Origin of the sequence: Fusibacter ferrireducens, from assembly GCF_015352425.1 — a bacterium.
Classification (GTDB): domain Bacteria; phylum Bacillota; class Clostridia; order Peptostreptococcales; family Acidaminobacteraceae; genus Fusibacter_A; species Fusibacter_A ferrireducens.
On sequence record NZ_JADKNH010000002.1, the window covers coordinates 299,866 to 317,069 of the forward strand.

A 17,204-nucleotide genomic window follows, 5' to 3' on the forward strand; every position below is an offset into this window, starting at 1 on the left:
TAAAATAATTGGGATAGGTACACCCTATAGGATGTAACCCCTATCCCAACTTGTTCATTTCTATTAGTCTACTATGATATCAAGATTATCGCTAATCATTTGTTTAAGATCTTTAATCGCGTCTTCTCTAGATTTTTCGCCAGCAGTATACGCTCTAACTTGATCTCTCCAATACATATTGATTGTTTCATCATATTGAGTCAAGTTTTTACCATTTGCAAATTGATTTGCTGGGATAAATACCTTAAACATATCTTGGCCACCTAAGAATTCAAGTGCGCCATCTGATTTAGCCATAACTGTACCAGAAGCAACCGTATCTTTTGTACCGCCTGGACCATTTAGTGTGCCATTAGCCCACATATATTGAAGGCCTTCTTCTGTTGTATCCAATGTAATCCAATTGATAATTTGACCAACTGCATCTTTATTTTCTGATGAAGCAGATCCAAGAACCCAAGTACCGCCCCAGAAGAAACCTACTGGAGGATCACACACTGCCCAATCACCAAAAGTATCGCCGCTATTTCCTGCAAGAACATAGTTGATCAACCATGCTGGACCGAAGAAACCAAAGATTTTCTTTTCGCCTGCATCTTTCATATCAGCATACCAAGCATCTTGCCAGTCTTGTGTATCGTTATGGTAGCCTTTGTCTTTAAGTTCTTTAGATAGGTCTAAGAATGCCTCACGCTTTGGATCCATAACGAATTTACCATCTTCTACCCAGCCCTTTTCTGAACTGTTTTCAATTGCATGCCATATATCGCCATCACCTGAAACGATACCATAGCCTTTTGCTTTTAAGTCTGCTGCTGCAGCATAAAATTTATCCCAGCCTGGTCCAATAATTTTTGCAATTTCGTCTGGATCATCTGTTCCCCAAACATCTTTTGCAATTGAACGACGATAGATATAAGCGCCACCAGTTGCTTGGTAACCTAATCCTACTAAATCACCATTTCCATTAGTTCCAATATCCACAGTGTATTGTGCGATATCAGCTTCTTTAAGCGCTTTGTCAACGTCAATTCCTAAATCTTTATAAGGTGCAGCGAATTGTGCAGCATCACCTTTTGCATATTTGAGCACAAACGCAGCCTCTGCTGCATAGATATCTGGTGCATCTTTGCCGCCTGATGCAAGCGCTTGGTCAAGTGCCGGTTGATATGCACCTTCAGTTGTTGCAATAATTGTCGAATTGATTTCGTATTTTGCTGCAAAATCTGGATGCATTTCCATGTACTTGTCAATCATTTTTGGCACTTCATCTGTAAATGACCAGACATTTAATACAACCTTTTCCGTAGATGCTGGTTCTGACGCTGGCTCATTTGCCTCTGGTGCCGGTGTACTTGTCTCACTGTTGTTTGGTTCACTAGTCGGTTGATCGTTAGAGCCACAAGCTACTAAACTGAACATCATCATAACAATCAACAATAAACTTAATGCTCTTTTCATAAGGTCCCCCTTGTCATTTGAGATAAATTTTTTATGTAAATCTGAATCTTTGAGAAATGAAGCCTGCACAAATGATCTTAGCGACTCTTACTTTCGATGAATCCTTTAGATAAAAATCACTAAAATCAACTCTGCCACTCTATTTCTTAAAACTCAGAAATCCACACGCCTTTAATTGTTGAAACTAAACTCTACTAAGCTGACACACTACCTATAATCTATATTGCTCGTCCTGTACAACGCCACTTCTTACAATTCAATTTGGCAAGCTGAGCACTTTCTACCTGTTAGTTTTTCGCTCAGATCATCAGGCTGATTGACGCCAACATAAAGTGTAAACAGATTGCCATCAACAAAACTTACACCTGCATCATTGACAACTTCAAAAGCTTTTTCAGAAATTTGAATTTCTAATTCCAAAACTTCATCTTGCTTTATATGAATCCGTTTGAACCCACATAACTTGTGATTTCTCACCTCATGTTCGGAATTTTCACACCTGATGTAAAGCTGTACCACTTCATCCGTGTCATAGTTGCCTTGATTTACAACAGTGAATGAAGCTGTTTTAGAATCCAAATCAAATTTCAAATCCTTACAAATTACATCCGAATATGTCAATCCATAGCCAAACGGATAAAGGACATTGTTCTCTACATATCTATAAGTCCTATTTTTCATGCTGTAATCTTCAAAATCTGGTAAAAGTTCAGTGCTTTCATAAAAAGTAACTGGCAGCTTTCCAGATGGTGAAACTGTGCCGAAGAGTATATCTGCCAATGCTTTACCACCCATTTGTCCAGGATACCACGTCTGAATGATAGCATCTGCTTGATCACCCAACACATTCATTGCACTTCCAGACGCATTGACGATAACCGTCGGTTTATTTAAAGCCAAAATTTGCTCTACCAGTTTTCTCTGACTCTTAGGCAAATATAAATTCACCTTGTCGCCAGCGGCAAAGGCATTGCCTGTATCGCCCTCTTCACCTTCTATTGTGGCATCCAGCCCTACGCATAAAATCACCACATCCGAATGCTGAGCTGCCGTCACTGCTTCAGAATAGCCATCACCTGGTTGAGCAAGCGGTTGCAATAAAGCGCTGAACAAGTGACTGCCCTCTGAATAATATATTCTACCTTTAAAAGTGTTTCTGATACCGTCTAAGAAAGTCCAATACTCATCTGCAGTACCATAGTAATTGCCTCGCAGCGCTTCAATACTCGAAGCGTTTGGACCAATAACAGCAATTTTGTCAATTTTATTTTGATCCAACGGCAAAAGGCCGTTGTTTTTAAGTAAAACCATAGATTTCTGAGCACATTCTAATGAGTATGCCTTATGTGCCTCAGAACTTACTTGTTCATATCCAATGTCATCAAATGCACAAGTTTCGTCCAGCATGCCTAATCTGATCCTTGTTCGCATCAATCGTTCAGCAGAAGCTGTGACAACCTCTTCGGATACCAAACCTGCTTCAAGTGCCTCAAGCAAGTGTTGATAAGTGTTTCCGCAGTTTAAGTCACAGCCCATATTTAAGGCTAATGCTGCGGACTCCGCTGGTGTACTTGTAATTTTATGATGTGTATGAAAATCCCTTATAGCCCAACAATCTGATATGAAGTGACCATCAAATCCCCAAGCCTTTAATTTGTCCATCAGATAATCACTGGCACATGCGGGTTCATGATTCAAACGATTGTAAGCACCCATAACGCTCTCAACTTGAGCTTCTTTTACAAGTGCTTCAAACGCGGGAAGATAAGTCTCATTTAAATCCTTATCATTGATCTCCGCATCAAACTGATGTCTCACATTTTCAGGGCCACTATGACCTGCATAATGTTTTGCACATGCTGCCACTTTGAGAACAGGTTGATCCCCTTGCAGTCCCTTTGCAAATCGAACCCCTAATCTTGAAGTCAAATACGGACATTCGCCATAGGTTTCTTGACCTCGTCCCCATCGGGGATCTCTAAATATATTGATATTGGGTGACCACATGGTCAAACCCTTGTAAATGCCACAATCGCCCTGTTTCTTACTCGCGTTGTATTTAGCACGCGCTTCTGTTGCACAGATATCTCCCACATTGCCAATGAGGTTTTCATCAAAAGTTGCAGCAAGTCCAATGGCTTGTGGAAACATGGTTGCTGTTCCAGCACGTGCTACACCATGAAGTGACTCATTCCACCAGTTATAAGCTGGCAATCCCAATCGCTCAATCTCAAAAGCGTCATATCTGAGTTGACTTACCTTCTCTTCAAGCGTCATTTTAGAAACAATATCTTCTGCACGTTCTTGTGGTGTTAACTTGGTATTTTGATATTTCTCCATCACTATATCTTTCTCCCTTAAAATTATGGACTTATTGAAATATTGCTGATTATTACTCTGTTCGTCTCTATTTATCCAACTTTCGACAGGTGCCCCCTGCCACAAGTTCAATGCCAACAGTCGTTTCTGTCTTCGTAATCTTTTTGGTTTCAATCATTTTGATACATTTAAGAGCTGCACCTCTGCCAAGACCTCTCATATCTTGTTTAACTGTGGTCAATCTTGGATGAAGCATCTCACCGAGTTCAATCCCATCAAACCCTGCCACCGAAATATCTTCTGGCACTCTTATATGTGCTTCTCTCAATGTTTTTATGCCCCATAATGCACCATAATCATCTGGATATATAATTGCAGTGGGCAAATCACCCGACTCAATAAGTGCTTTAGTAACTGCTATCGTCGTCTTTCGATCATAATATTTCGAATTAATAATGCGTTCACGTAAATTTTCTTTTCGAATAGCGTCTCTATAACCATTGATGCGTTCATATGTTACTGCCGTAAGATGCCCATTCATATAGACAATATCTTTATGTCCTAGCTGAATTAAAAATTGTGTTAGTATGTTCAATCCTTTATAGTTTTCAGAGACCATACTGCTTACATTAGGTGATGAATAATCAATTGCAACCACAGGAATTTCGCTCTTCATGAGTTCTTGAACTTCCTCTGATTCAAAATCAATACAAGCTATAATCACACCATCTGTTTTCTTCATTCGGCAATGTTCCAAGTAAGTTCGCTTTTTATCACCCCATATTCTGGAGATGAAGGTCAAGTCATAACCACTCTTCTCAGCCTGTTCTTTGACAGCTTCCAAAATTTGAGCAAAGAAATAATGCGTTAAACCGCCCTTGCTTTCATCTTGAAATAAAACCCCTATTGTCCATGTTTTTTTTGTACTCAGTGCACGTGCTTGTGTGTTCGGAATGAAGCCCATTTCATTCGCCGTTTTCAAAATGCGTTGTTTCGTCATAATATTGATATCTGCGTAATCATTAAAAGCCTTTGAAACAGTAGCACTGGAACATCCACACGCCTTTGCAATATCGTAAATAGTAACCATAGTTAATTCTCCCAACCCTAATTTTTTTTGAATTTTACCATAATTACAGAGAAAAAGGATACCCTATTCAAACATCTCCGAAATCGCTTTCGGTGATAGTCAAAAAAAAATATGAATTAAGACAAATTCTCTATGCATCGATCTATTTCACATTTTCGAAACCGCTTTCGTTTTTATTATTATACATTCCTATTTTACAATCGTCAAGAGTTTGTTTACATTTCATTCACATAATATTTGCCATTTATCTTCTTATCTCTGTAATGCTTACATCTAAAAAAGCCCATAAAAACAACTCTATACGTTGCAATTATGGGCTCTATGCTGTGCTATCTAAAGCGCTCTGTACAGCCTCGATTCTGTGACTGCAAGCTCTTCTTAAGTCAAATTGCATTGATTTTCTTAATTACTTTAATATTTTGGCAATTTCCTTAACCGTTGCAACTCTCCCCATCACTTTAACCTCTTCATCAATGACCAGTGCAGGGGTTTTCATAACGCCATATGCCATAATTTCTTTAAAATCCTCCACCTTTTCCACAGTTGCCTCAATGCCAGTTTCAGCAAGTGCCGCCTTTGTGTGCTCCTCGAGCTTCTTGCAGTTTTTACATCCTGAACCCAATACTTTAATAATCATTTTTTTACGCCTCCATCTCTTCTTATTTAACTTATTCTTATTTTATCACAAATCGCTAAATGAATAGGATCATTGATTTAGCCATATCTTATCAAATGAGCCAATGCGCCAATTCGTTAAACAGGTACCCCACTAAAATAATGGCTACACCAGTGATGCTCACAAAGGTTATAATGAGTTTCGGTTTAATGACCTTTTTGAGCAAAATCATTTCAGGCAAAGACAATGCCGTGGTTGCCATCATAAAAGCCATAGCTGTGCCAATACCAACACCTTTCATTATAAGCGCTTCAGCAATTGGAATCGTACCCAGTGCATTTGAATAGAGTGGAATACCAAATATAACAGCTACAATGACGGCAAGTGGATTCTCTGGTCCAGCATACTTCGCCAAGAGCTCTGCAGGTGCCCAACCATGAATGAGTGCGCCAATGCCAATACCAATTAACAAATAGATCCAAACACGACCCACAATATCCTTTACATTCTGAATTGAAAAACGAATGCGGTCATTGATCGTCAATGCTTCAAGTTCCACTTCACGCGAACTCATTTCATAGACATAACTTTCCACTTGATTTTCCATCTTCAAGCTACCGATGAATATACCACCTACAACCCCCACAACAACACCAGTAATCACATAGACCAAGGCGATTTTCCATCCAAAGGATGCCAGTAAAATTGCAAAGGCCGCTTCATTGACTATTGGCGAGGTAATGAGAAAAGAAAACGTTACACCCAAGGGAATCCCTGCTTCGACAAATCCAATAAAAATGGGTACAGATGAACAAGAACAAAATGGGGTCACAATTCCCAAGAGAGACGCCATAATATTTCCCGTAATACCACCAAATCGCTCCAATATCTTCTTGGTACGCTCTGGTGGGAAGAAACTTCTTACATAAGAAATTGCAAAGATCATAAGACCCAATAAAATTATAATCTTAATACTATCATATATAAAAAAGTGGATACTGCCTCCAAGTCGAGTTGCCACTGGCACTTTAAAAACATTTTCAACGAGGAGCGTTACCAATTGATCTAACCAATCAAACATAAAGACCTCCTACGCCAATGGTATTTCTCCAGATTTAATTCGAGCCACGAGCTCTAGGACCTTTGCCTTCACAAGGTCTCTTGTTACACGATAATCTTCTATAGGGCCACCTGATGGATCTTCAAGGCCCCAATCTTCTGAATATTGATTGGGCACAAAAGGACAAACCACATTGCACCCCATTGTAATTAAAAGATCCAACTGCTCAGGAATATCACTTAATAATTTGGGATGATGACCACTCATGTCAACTCCGGCTTCTTCCATAACCGCCACAGCAAGTGGTTTTACTTCTGGATACGTTTCTGTTCCAGCGGAATATACCTCAAGCAAATCACTTCCCAATTGTTTGGCCCAGCCTTCTGCCATTTGACTTCTGCATGAATTGTGCACACACACAAATGCAACTTTATATTTTTTCATTTAAAAGATCACCTCTATTTTCTTCAATCGATTTTATTTTTTTATCCCTAAACTTTTAATGCCGATAATATTTTACATTGTTAAATCTTCTAGTTCCAAACACTTTTAACTTTCTAAGGCTTTCTAGCTTTTAAACCAATGTTGTGTATTGTTCGCTATTTTTACTAAGGTCAGCATGACAGGCACCTCCACAAGCACACCGACTACAGTGGCAAGTGTTGCACCAGATTCTAACCCGAACAGAGAAATCGCCACTGCAACAGCTAACTCAAAAAAATTGCTGGCGCCAATCAGAGCCGCAGGTGCTGCAATATCATCTTTAAGTCGCCACGCTTTTGCCCAGAAATATGCAATTCCAAAGATGAAAAAAGTCTGAAGAATAAGCGGTATTGCAATTAGAAAGATATGCACCGGATTATTCAGAATCGTTTCTCCTTGAAATGAAAATATGATAATCAGAGTCAAAAGTAATCCCATGATTGTCGTCTGATCAAATTTTTTAAGAAACACCGTTTGAAAATATGATATGCCTTTGTGCTGGATAATATATTTTCTTGAAAGATACCCGCCTGCAAGTGGAATCACCACAAAGAGCACCACAGACAAAAATAAGGTCTTATAAGGCACCACGACATCTGAAACCCCCAGCAGAAAAGCGACAATAGGCGTAAACGCAAACAGCAGGATGAGATCGTTTATAGCCACTTGAACCACTGTATATGCAGGATCGCCTTTGGTTAGATGGCTCCATACGAATACCATAGCTGTACACGGTGCCGCTCCCAATAAAACAGCTCCAGCCAAATATTCATTTGCAAGTTCCGGTGAAATAAAGACTTTGAAGACAACTTTCAAAAAAAATGCGGCAATCAGATACATTGTAAAAGGTTTTATAAGCCAGTTTGTGACACAGGTTATTGTAAGTCCCTTCGGTTTTTTAGTAGCCTCAACAATGCTGTTAAAGTCAATTTTGAGCATCATCGGATAAATCATCAGCCAAATAAGCAGTGCAACTGGAATAGATACATTTGCATATTCAAAACGGCTTAGAAAGGCCGGAAAAGCAGGCACCCATTTCCCAATGAACACACCTACTAGGATACACAACGTCACCCAAAGCGTTAAGTATCTGCCGAAGAGATCCATTTCTTGTGATACTTTTTCATTCTTCATATGCATGTCCTCACTTCAATTTAGTTGCGCTTAAAACTTTGATGACATTGAGTTTATCTTCTGTGATCATTTGGCAAGTAAGATCACTGTCTTTATAAGTTGAGAGTTTTTCGAGGTCCATCTGATAAACAGATTCCTCTTCAAATTGTGATTTTAAGTACTCCAGAAGCAATCCATGTGATGCTTTAAAGGATTCGTCAATCACATATCTCACCCATTGTGCTTCCTTTGTCGAAACTATAATCCCAGCTGACTTTAATTTGCCCAAATGCCTGGATACGTTGGACTGATTCATGTCCAATAACACTTCCAGCTCGCAAACACAGAGCATTTGATTTGCCAGTAAATTAATGATTCTAAGTCTGTTTTCATCGCTGAGTGCTTTTAAAATATCAATCATCAAGATTGCTCACCTTCCCATTTTTTTTGCTCTTGGCATCACCTTTATTTCATGAGTCTATACCAAAAACAGTGTTACTATATGAGTATATTTGAATATACTCATATAGTAACACCGTTTTTGAATTTAGTAAAGATAAATTTCAAATAAAAGTCAAAATCATTTTTTAAAATTCAATGGTATCATAGAGGTTTGCGTGTGTTGTCGAGCAATTGATGACCAAATTACCTTTGACCTTTTGACCTTGTGCCCTCAAAAGGGATACAAATTTTTCATACATGCCCTCATTGAATTCATAAGTCCTTTTAAAGTTAAAGTCCAGTTTCACCTCCCCAGTTGAAATGGGGTCTGGAATAACGGACATATGCTTCATAATTGTCATCAAGGGATGATTTGGCGTCAAAATCATTTCTCCAAAGGCCCTCTTGTGGATCATCAGAGATCCCCCAGTTATTCGATAAATCATTCGTGCACTCCTGTCTATATAATAGGACCTCATCCTATAGGGGATTATTGCATCTGAATCACATACCCCATATGTTCTGGTATTTTACTCTTCTTCGTAAGAAGCCATAGAACATGCCCGTTGATTTTCTCTGGGAAAATCCCTTCTCCATCTGTAAAAATTATAATGAGCTTATAGCGGTATCTGCATGCGACTTCAAATATTGGCCGATAATCCGTGCTCCCTTGCTTTTGCCTCTCATCATTCTGAATAAACTGTTCCAATGATATAGGCTCTGAACATGTCTGGTCAAAACGACTTGTCCAGAACTTCGCGTTAGTGATATTTTTAAGTAACTTCAATTCGTTTAAAAACGACGTCCATGTCTCCATGGGAATAGAGCCGCTTTCATCTATGGCGACAAAGGCTTCAATGCCCAGTTGTCGACGCTTCCCGGGCATCATATCAAAGCGCCTTGACATTTTTTTATAAGTGTTTCTTTTGGAAATCCTACCCCTGCCAGTGATAAATTTTTTAAGTAAAATACGCCAGTGAATATGATAGGCGTCGAAAATTTCATTTTGTACTTTGCTCAACATTTCAGGCACTTCATCTTGATCTTTCTGCAAATCCATAAACTCGGAGAGTTCACATTCGATGGCGCTCTGCTCAGACGTTGACAATTCTAATGCATTTACCCTGTTGATAACGCGTTTCTCCTTCGTCGGTAATTTTAAGATCAGTTCTTGTTCCAAGTCATCGAACAATAAGGGCTCATCCAATTGAGATAATGCATCATAGTAATACTCCACAGATTTCTTTTCCAGTAAACACAGCTTATAACTCGCATTTAAAAGCCTAACTGTCACGCTGTTTTCAAGTTGCTCTTCTGTATCTATCAGTTCATTCACAGCCAAATCTGCACTCACTGACCAAAGTACTTCGTCACGTTCACCGCGTCTAAAATGATGCAAAAGTATAATATGACCTAGTAGATGTATCCAATTTTTTAATCTGATTTCATCCGACTGTTCTGCATACCATATTGGATTGATCCGGACAACCAAACGCTGATCATATTTAAGCATCATAGATGTTGCTTGTTCACCTATTTGTATCTCTAATTTCATCAACAACAGGCCATAAAATGGATAACGTAAAATCAAAACCATTTGATCCTTTTGGATCTGTTCTGCTATAGGTTCATTCATATGCATAATTCACTCACCTATCCTTCAAATGCCAAATGCATCATTTGATCGCTTATCTTGTCAAACACGCTGGAGTTTTGAGTTAATATCGTATAATTTTGAGGCATATCCTTTATTATCGCCTTAAAAAACATGAGCTGGTATTCATCAGGCAAATCTAAAAGAAACGCATCCAAGTTTGAGATAATGGCTTTTATTTGCACTGGCAATGCACTTACCACTTCCCTTTGAAGCTTTTGGATGCAGCTTTTAATCAAATAATGCAACCATTCTATCTGCCTTTTTTCTATGATGTTTAATATTCCACTGCGCACCGTCTTATAATCTGTAAGAATCGCCTCAGCATTGGGTAAATCTCTCATGCAACTGTTTTGAAAACTATAAAAGCTTGCAGTGGCCTTTGGTCCAATAATGCCAGATATGAGTTCTCTTAACAGGTGACTTTCTAGCCCAGACTGATTTAGAAGCATTTGTACTTGTGTCCAGCCCCTTGGTGTTGGTGACTTGGAAAAAACCGTGCTGTCGCCATTTCTTTGGACAACTAACAGCATTTCAGGCATTTTTTTCAAAAATTCTAAAACAAGCGCATTGGGTGAATTTAATCTAGAATAATTTATATAATCTTCCAAATTAGCGGTTATCTCAATTGCAATAAAGCGATCCAGCATGGCATCATCCAGTGCATTGACCATGTAGTTCAGTGCATCGGGATTCATCGTAACACCAATTGACCAGCCCTCTGCCATCTGATGTCCATTGAGTTTTTTTTCAAGCAAGAGTGGGTAGAGCACTGAGATCGTATCACTTGGCACGCGATTGATTTCTTCAAGGACTAAAATGCCCTTTTCAGCACACTGCCCTGCACGTATCGCTTGTTCTGTGGGTAAAAATCGAGGCGGCAGATACTGAGTCACTTGATGTGCCAAATTTTTATCTGGCAGTCCCATAAAATCTGGCCCTTCAAGTGCAGCCGCATAAAGACCTATATAGCCAATTCCAAGTTCTTCAGCTGCTTGTTGAAAGGCGGATGTCTTGCCTACGCCCCTTTCACTGATCAATGCCGCCACACTGTTCGTATGGAGATACAACGCTTTTATACATGATTTTGCTTCACTTATTCTCATAAAAAAACCTCTTTTCAATTATGTCTCTTTAAGCCTTACACTTAATTAGAGTCTCCAATTGAAAAAAGGTTACATTTTAATCCGCTGTATAATTTAAGAGTTTGTATTTTTTTGAAGCCATTAAGACTTTCACATGTGCCTTAAAGGATTCATAAGGTTTAGGAACGACTTCAGTGTTATAGAGTAACATGACTTTATAGAGCGCCGAAACCTCTTCTTTAAATGCGGCTTTGATAAGCGCTTCTTTCTTTTGAATAATTTTTATATCCGAATTCTCAATTTTAAGACCTGTCTCCAGCGCATATTTAATCCAACTGCTACATTTGCAGGGGTTATCCGGATTAATCAAAGAACATTTTCCCTTTACATTGTCCGTGATAAAAGTTCTCGCTCTGTGCAAGTAAACTTTCACTGTACTCGGTTTTATCTGGAGTATTTCTGCGACTTCTTCAGTTGAAAAATCAAGCACCACACGCAACGTAAAAACCGCACGCAACTTGGAAGAGAGACAACTCATAAAGAGTTGCAAACACGCTTCTTTTGTAGCTGTATACATCACTTCATCCTCCACTGTTCCAAAACTGTTTATATACCCATACACTTCTCTTATGGTCAAGTCATTGCTTTCAGCATACTGATCTACAGGCATTTTATTGATTTTTTTAAAGTAATGCTTGGATTCATTTAATACAATTTGGTAGAGCCAAGTTGCCACATGACTCTCTTCTCTGAATTGATCATAGGCCTTATAGGCATTTAAAAAGGCTGTCTGTAGGACATCCTCAGCATCTTGAAGGTTGCCTGTCATCCTGTAGGCCAAGTTATAGAGTTTCGTATAATTTTGTTCATAGACAGTTTCAAATGCGACCATCACAACCTCCCGATACTAATAATATTCTTTTATTTTCTCAAAAAAAAGCTATGATGTAAACACCATAGCCAGTTGTGAAATACTACATTCTTAGATCGAGTTCAGAAGCATATGCATCCATCCATTGAAGTGCATTGCCCTCCATTGGCTTCTGAATTTGAATGAGAAAGCACGGTTTACCTTTGTCTGTAACTGTGATCCTTTGCAGACCACCATTTCTTTCAAGCAATAGTTTTTTTAATGCGTCTGGATTCCCGCTAGCTAGGTCAACACATTCCACTAAAGCTTCGAAACTGACAGTTTTTAAACCATTCATAGCTTTGCCTCCCTTATTTAACTGAGGTCTACTTTATTTCATTTTAAGACCTATTTCTATTATATCCTTTTTATCTCTCATTAACCAGATGTAACCTAATAAAGCTTCAATTAAAAAAACTCATAAAAAGCATGAAATTCAATACAGCCAAAACAATGCCAATACCCCATAGCAAAATTTGATCTAAAATAGAATTTCTATACTTACCCATTACCTTTTTAGATGAGGTCAGATAAATTTGCAGAAATACCGTAACAGGCAGTTGAACGCTTAAAAGCATTTGACTGTAAATCAGACCTTTAAACGGGTCTGATATTAAGAATATAACCGCTGTGGCCAAACCCAATATAGTGGTCACGCCCACCTTGGTATGCATATCTTTAATATCATAAGGTTCATTGAACATACCTGAAAAAATCGATCCTCCAGCCATACCTGCTGTAATTGTAGAAGCAATCCCTGCAAATAGAAGTGCAATTGCAAAGATTAAACCCGCACCATTCCCCACTAGAGGTGTTAACATCTCCTTCGCCTGTCCGAGTTCCGTTACTTCGGCATGATGTGCATAAAAGGTCGTCGCGGCTAATATGATCATTGCACTGTTAATAGCCCATCCCACCAACATGGAAAGAAAGGTGTCGGTGAATTCATATTTCAGTTGCTTCTTAATGACTGCATCGTCTTCTAAATTCCATTGTCTGCTCTGAATAATTTCTGAATGCAAAAATAAATTATGCGGCATGACAACAGCCCCTAGTACAGACATGACAATTGGCATTGAGCCTTGTGGGATTTGCACATGCGTCCAGCCATAAGCGGCTTCTGACCAGCTCACATGCACCAAACTGAGCTCATATAAAAATGACAACCCTATAATTGAGACAAAACCGATAATCCACTTCTCCAGTTTCATATATGAATTTGAAAAAAGCATATATAGAATCAATGCCAAAATAACCACTGCGCCCATTTTAACAGGCACTTTGAATAAGAGTTCCAGTGCAATTGCGCCGCCCAATATCTCTGCCAAAGCGGTTGAAATAGCGGCAATAATCGCCGTTATCAATATGGGTTTTGCGAGCCATCCCTTTAAATTTTTATTTGCAGATTCAGCAAGACAATCCCCTGTGACGATTCCCAAATGTGCCACATTATGTTGTAGCATAATCAACATTAAAGTGGATAAAGTGACCATCCATAGTAGCTTATAACCGTATTGCGATCCAGCGGCAATATTGGATGCCCAGTTACCGGGATCAATAAACCCCACAGTTACCAAAAGTCCTGGACCGATAAATTTTAAGAGTTCAATAATACCAAAATTAGGTTTATGATCTTTATTTTTGAGTTCTTTAATGATTTTCATATGAGTGCTCCTATTTTTCATTTTGATGTCGTCATAGCGAATACTTTATTAGAGTACGCTATTTTTATTAAAACAACAAGATTTGAGCCGAAAACTGTGAAGAGGAATGTTCAACCTCAAACAGTGTCAGCGAAAATTGTTTTGAGACATCGGGAGATGGCTCAAATGTTGTTACTCTGTAAAGGCTACAAAAAAGCAATCACTACATATTTCTATGCTCGTGATTGCTCAAAATGACTCCATATGGAACCGTTTTAGACTTAGGGGCGCATCAAACTAAAATATCATTTGTTCGACTTTTATAGACTCTAGAGCACTTAGCTCTGTTATCATCGCCTTGATTTCATCTTCTTTATTTTGTATAAATTCCAAAATAATGAGTCCGTTTGAACTGCACTGACCCTCCACAGAAGCCTCGTGAAGCCCCAACCTTGTCTTGATAATACAACCATGCTTTGTCAAAAGCTCTTGTACTTTTACCGCTTCCTGTTCACGATCCCCGACTTGGATGCCCATAATAACTCTCATATAAATACCTCCAAATAATTTTTATGACAGTATTTGAATACCCAACTCATAACCGTTTTAAACTCTGGTCTATAACCGAAAAATACATATGCAATTAAGTCCCCATAATTTTAATTCACTAGAATTTCAAAGTTCTAGAATTCTAATGCTCTATAGTTTTAATTGAACAGGTGCTTCTTCTATGCTGTGACATTGCTTATTTAAACCACAGCCACTACAGCCGCCACATTTACTGTTTTTTAAATCTCTCTGTGTTCTTTTAGCCGCCCATATGAGTAAAGAAGCGATTAAAATCCCGACGATTATGGTTGACATATTATGCCTCCTGTCCTATCTCACTTAATTGAGACAATTCTAATCTCTTGACATCCGCTCTTCTAATGCCCAAATAAACACCGCCAACAACAACTGCAAGGACTATCATTGCTGGGATAAAACCTTGTGCGAACTCTCCGTACACGAGCAATGTTCCCACTTGTGTAACAAGCAGTGCCAAGGTATAGCCAACGCCAAATTGAAAACCGAGTGCTCTCCCCAGCCATTTTTTTGATCCCAGTTCAGAATTCATTGCACCAATTGCCGCAAAGCAAGGGGGTGTGAATAAATTAAAAACAAGAAAAGCATAAGCTGTAACAGGTGTAAAAAATTGTGTGAGCACGCCTCCTGGCATATGCAGCGCATCTGTACTGCCCACTGCCAAGAGCACAGCAAAAGTCGCAACGACGTTTTCTTTGGCAATAAAACCCGTTATAGTTGCCGCCGCCAATTGCCAGCCTGCAAATCCTAATGGGATCAACAATGGTGCAATTATAGAACCAACACCCGCTAAGATACTGGCACTTTGAACATCCACTGCTTGTAGATTCCAGCCGTAAGCCTGCATAAACCAAACCAGAGTATTCATCACAAGAATAATAGTGGACGCTTTATAAATAAAAGCCTTTGCTTTATCAAGCATTTGAGTAAAGGCATATTTAAGGCTAGGCATTTTATATTCTGGCAACTCCATTATAAACTGTGAGGTATTCTCCCAGACGAATAATTTTCGAAGTAAAAGCCCTCCTATGACAATCATAAAGATTGCAATGACATACATGCTTGGCCCCACCCAGCTAGACTCTGGGAAAAAGGCAACCGAAAATAGAGCTATAATTGGCAATTTTGCACTACAAGGTACAAACGGTGTTAAAATTGTTGTAATGCGTTTTTCGTTGAGATCCTCTATAGTCCTGGTTGCCATTATGCCTGGAATCGCACATCCCGATCCAACAATCATCGGAATAATAGATTTACCTGAAAGACCAATCTTTTTGAGATATCGATCCATAACCACTGCAACTCTCGCCATATACCCACTATCTTCAAGAAGTGACAGGCAAAAGAAGAGTACCATAATAAGAGGTAAGAAACCAACAACCGCACCGACACCGCCGATCATCCCATCCACAATAAGCGCCTGCATCAACGGATGGACCCCTATGCCTTCAAGCAATTGATTTGCCGCTGTTGGAATTGTTTCACCAAAGAGAATGTCATTAAAATAACCTGATAAGTAGCCCCCTAAACCTTCAATTGAAAAGGCATAGACTGCCCACATCACCAGAAAGAAGATGGGGAGACCTAGATATTTATGTGCCACTATTCGATCCACTTTATCCGCAAATGTCACTTGGCTGGATGCCACTTTTTTAACGATAAATTTAACGACTAAATCATTGATATACTTTTGACGATCCTGATCATTACTAAAACTCTTTACGCTTTTTCCTCTATTCTCCAAATCGGAGTGCATACTCGCTTCAGAAGCCGCTTCAATCAATTGTTTCAATCCTTTTTCTGAAGTGGCTGTTGTTTCGATAATCTTGCAGTGAAGTGATTCTTGGAGTCCTACAACATCAATATAATCCCCCTTTTTATTGACCAAATCCATCTTGTTGAGTGCAACGACCACTGGAATGCCAATCTCAATCAATTGTGTTGTAAAAAATAAACTTCGACTCAAATTGGTGGCATCAACGATGTTAATGATGACATCAGGCGATGCACTGAGCACAAAATCTCTTGTAATAGCCTCTTCACCTGTAAATGGTGCAATGGAATACGCCCCCGGAAGATCCACCAATTTTATAGAATTATTCTTAATTTGATATTGTGCCTTTAGATCAGACTCTTTCTTATCTACAGTAACACCTGTCCAATTGCCTACATTCTCCCGTTTACCTGTCAAGGCATTGTATAAAGTTGTCTTTCCCGAATTTGGGTTCCCTGCTAATGCGATTTTCATTTTTTCCCTCCTCTTAGCAATGAAGTCAGCATATATTCATAAATTAACTACGAATAATCTCAACTTCATCTGCAAATACTATTTGTGATCAAAATGTTTATACTAGTTTAATAGAACTCACGATTCTAGAATGGGCACTTTCTAGACAAAATAAATTTGCGATAACGATAATCATTATCATTAAAATGGCAAAAAAATATACTTTTACATCCGGTTACATTTTATTGAAGTGCATAAATCCATTATCAGCTCTCAATCTATGATAATGGATTTTGCCAAAGATTCGTCTATGGCGTATCTACCCTCTTTAATATTGATAATATAATTGCCTCCCAAAATAGAAATCAAAGTAATCGACTCCCCCTCAAAACACCCCAAACTAAACAGGAATCTTCGATTTTTTTCCTTGCCTTCAATCTTGACAATATTGACAGTTTGTCCTACTTTTGCTTTCGTTAGAAACATCAAATCACCTCTTTCTAGCCTCTATTAACCG

Annotated in this window: 18 protein-coding genes; all 18 read right to left on the reverse strand. The window is 38.8% G+C overall.

Features of this window, described 5'->3' with window-relative positions:
• Nucleotides 1–63: 63 nt before the first annotated feature.
• Nucleotides 64–1,461: an ABC transporter substrate-binding protein gene (locus ISU02_RS04420; protein WP_194700576.1), complete on the reverse strand. Its 1,398-nt coding sequence runs from the start codon at nucleotides 1,459–1,461 to the stop codon at nucleotides 64–66.
• 249 nt (nucleotides 1,462–1,710) lie between these two features.
• The gene (locus tag ISU02_RS04425) at nucleotides 1,711–3,801 is read right to left on the reverse strand and encodes a glycoside hydrolase family 3 C-terminal domain-containing protein (protein WP_194700577.1); all 2,091 of its coding nucleotides are present in this window, start codon (nucleotides 3,799–3,801) and stop codon (nucleotides 1,711–1,713) included.
• Nucleotides 3,802–3,868: 67 nt separating this feature from the next.
• Nucleotides 3,869–4,870 carry a LacI family DNA-binding transcriptional regulator gene (locus ISU02_RS04430; protein ID WP_194700578.1) on the reverse strand — a complete coding sequence of 334 codons (1,002 nt, stop codon included), beginning with the start codon at nucleotides 4,868–4,870 and terminating at the stop codon, nucleotides 3,869–3,871.
• Between the two features lie 406 nt (nucleotides 4,871–5,276).
• Nucleotides 5,277–5,507 (reverse strand): thioredoxin family protein, encoded by a 231-nt coding sequence (locus ISU02_RS04435; RefSeq protein ID WP_194700579.1) that lies wholly within the window; start codon nucleotides 5,505–5,507, stop codon nucleotides 5,277–5,279.
• A gap of 91 nt (nucleotides 5,508–5,598) precedes the next feature.
• Nucleotides 5,599–6,567: a permease gene (locus ISU02_RS04440; RefSeq protein ID WP_194700580.1), complete on the reverse strand. Its 969-nt coding sequence runs from the start codon at nucleotides 6,565–6,567 to the stop codon at nucleotides 5,599–5,601.
• A 9-nt stretch (nucleotides 6,568–6,576) separates the two neighbouring features.
• A complete protein-coding gene (locus ISU02_RS04445; protein ID WP_194700581.1) occupies nucleotides 6,577–6,990 on the reverse strand; it encodes an arsenate reductase ArsC in 414 nt (137 codons plus the stop codon).
• Nucleotides 6,991–7,113: 123 nt separating this feature from the next.
• Nucleotides 7,114–8,169 (reverse strand): ACR3 family arsenite efflux transporter, encoded by a 1,056-nt coding sequence (gene arsB, locus ISU02_RS04450; RefSeq protein WP_407646409.1) that lies wholly within the window; start codon nucleotides 8,167–8,169, stop codon nucleotides 7,114–7,116.
• Between the two features lie 4 nt (nucleotides 8,170–8,173).
• Entirely contained in the window at nucleotides 8,174–8,563 is a 390-nt protein-coding gene (locus ISU02_RS04455) for an ArsR/SmtB family transcription factor (RefSeq protein ID WP_207736180.1), read from the reverse strand.
• 166 nt (nucleotides 8,564–8,729) lie between these two features.
• Complete coding sequence (locus ISU02_RS04460; protein ID WP_194700583.1) at nucleotides 8,730–9,029, reverse strand: hypothetical protein; 300 nt, start codon at nucleotides 9,027–9,029, stop codon at nucleotides 8,730–8,732.
• Between the two features lie 44 nt (nucleotides 9,030–9,073).
• Complete coding sequence (locus ISU02_RS04465) at nucleotides 9,074–10,225, reverse strand: DUF2201 family putative metallopeptidase (RefSeq protein WP_194700584.1); 1,152 nt, start codon at nucleotides 10,223–10,225, stop codon at nucleotides 9,074–9,076.
• 11 nt (nucleotides 10,226–10,236) lie between these two features.
• The gene (locus ISU02_RS04470) at nucleotides 10,237–11,343 is read right to left on the reverse strand and encodes an AAA family ATPase (RefSeq protein WP_194700585.1); all 1,107 of its coding nucleotides are present in this window, start codon (nucleotides 11,341–11,343) and stop codon (nucleotides 10,237–10,239) included.
• Between the two features lie 76 nt (nucleotides 11,344–11,419).
• Nucleotides 11,420–12,214, reverse strand: a complete 795-nt coding sequence (locus tag ISU02_RS04475) for an RNA polymerase sigma factor (protein WP_194700586.1) — start codon at nucleotides 12,212–12,214, stop codon at nucleotides 11,420–11,422.
• Between the two features lie 82 nt (nucleotides 12,215–12,296).
• Nucleotides 12,297–12,530 (reverse strand): hypothetical protein, encoded by a 234-nt coding sequence (locus tag ISU02_RS04480; RefSeq protein WP_194700587.1) that lies wholly within the window; start codon nucleotides 12,528–12,530, stop codon nucleotides 12,297–12,299.
• Between the two features lie 106 nt (nucleotides 12,531–12,636).
• The gene (locus ISU02_RS04485) at nucleotides 12,637–13,896 is read right to left on the reverse strand and encodes an Nramp family divalent metal transporter (RefSeq protein WP_194700588.1); all 1,260 of its coding nucleotides are present in this window, start codon (nucleotides 13,894–13,896) and stop codon (nucleotides 12,637–12,639) included.
• 276 nt (nucleotides 13,897–14,172) lie between these two features.
• Nucleotides 14,173–14,424 (reverse strand): hypothetical protein, encoded by a 252-nt coding sequence (locus tag ISU02_RS04490; RefSeq protein ID WP_194700589.1) that lies wholly within the window; start codon nucleotides 14,422–14,424, stop codon nucleotides 14,173–14,175.
• Nucleotides 14,425–14,574: 150 nt separating this feature from the next.
• Complete coding sequence (locus ISU02_RS04495; protein ID WP_194700590.1) at nucleotides 14,575–14,739, reverse strand: FeoB-associated Cys-rich membrane protein; 165 nt, start codon at nucleotides 14,737–14,739, stop codon at nucleotides 14,575–14,577.
• Nucleotide 14,740: 1 nt separating this feature from the next.
• Nucleotides 14,741–16,708: a ferrous iron transporter B gene (gene feoB / locus ISU02_RS04500; protein ID WP_194700591.1), complete on the reverse strand. Its 1,968-nt coding sequence runs from the start codon at nucleotides 16,706–16,708 to the stop codon at nucleotides 14,741–14,743.
• A gap of 252 nt (nucleotides 16,709–16,960) precedes the next feature.
• Complete coding sequence (locus ISU02_RS04505; protein ID WP_194700592.1) at nucleotides 16,961–17,173, reverse strand: FeoA family protein; 213 nt, start codon at nucleotides 17,171–17,173, stop codon at nucleotides 16,961–16,963.
• Nucleotides 17,174–17,204: the final 31 nt, after the last annotated feature.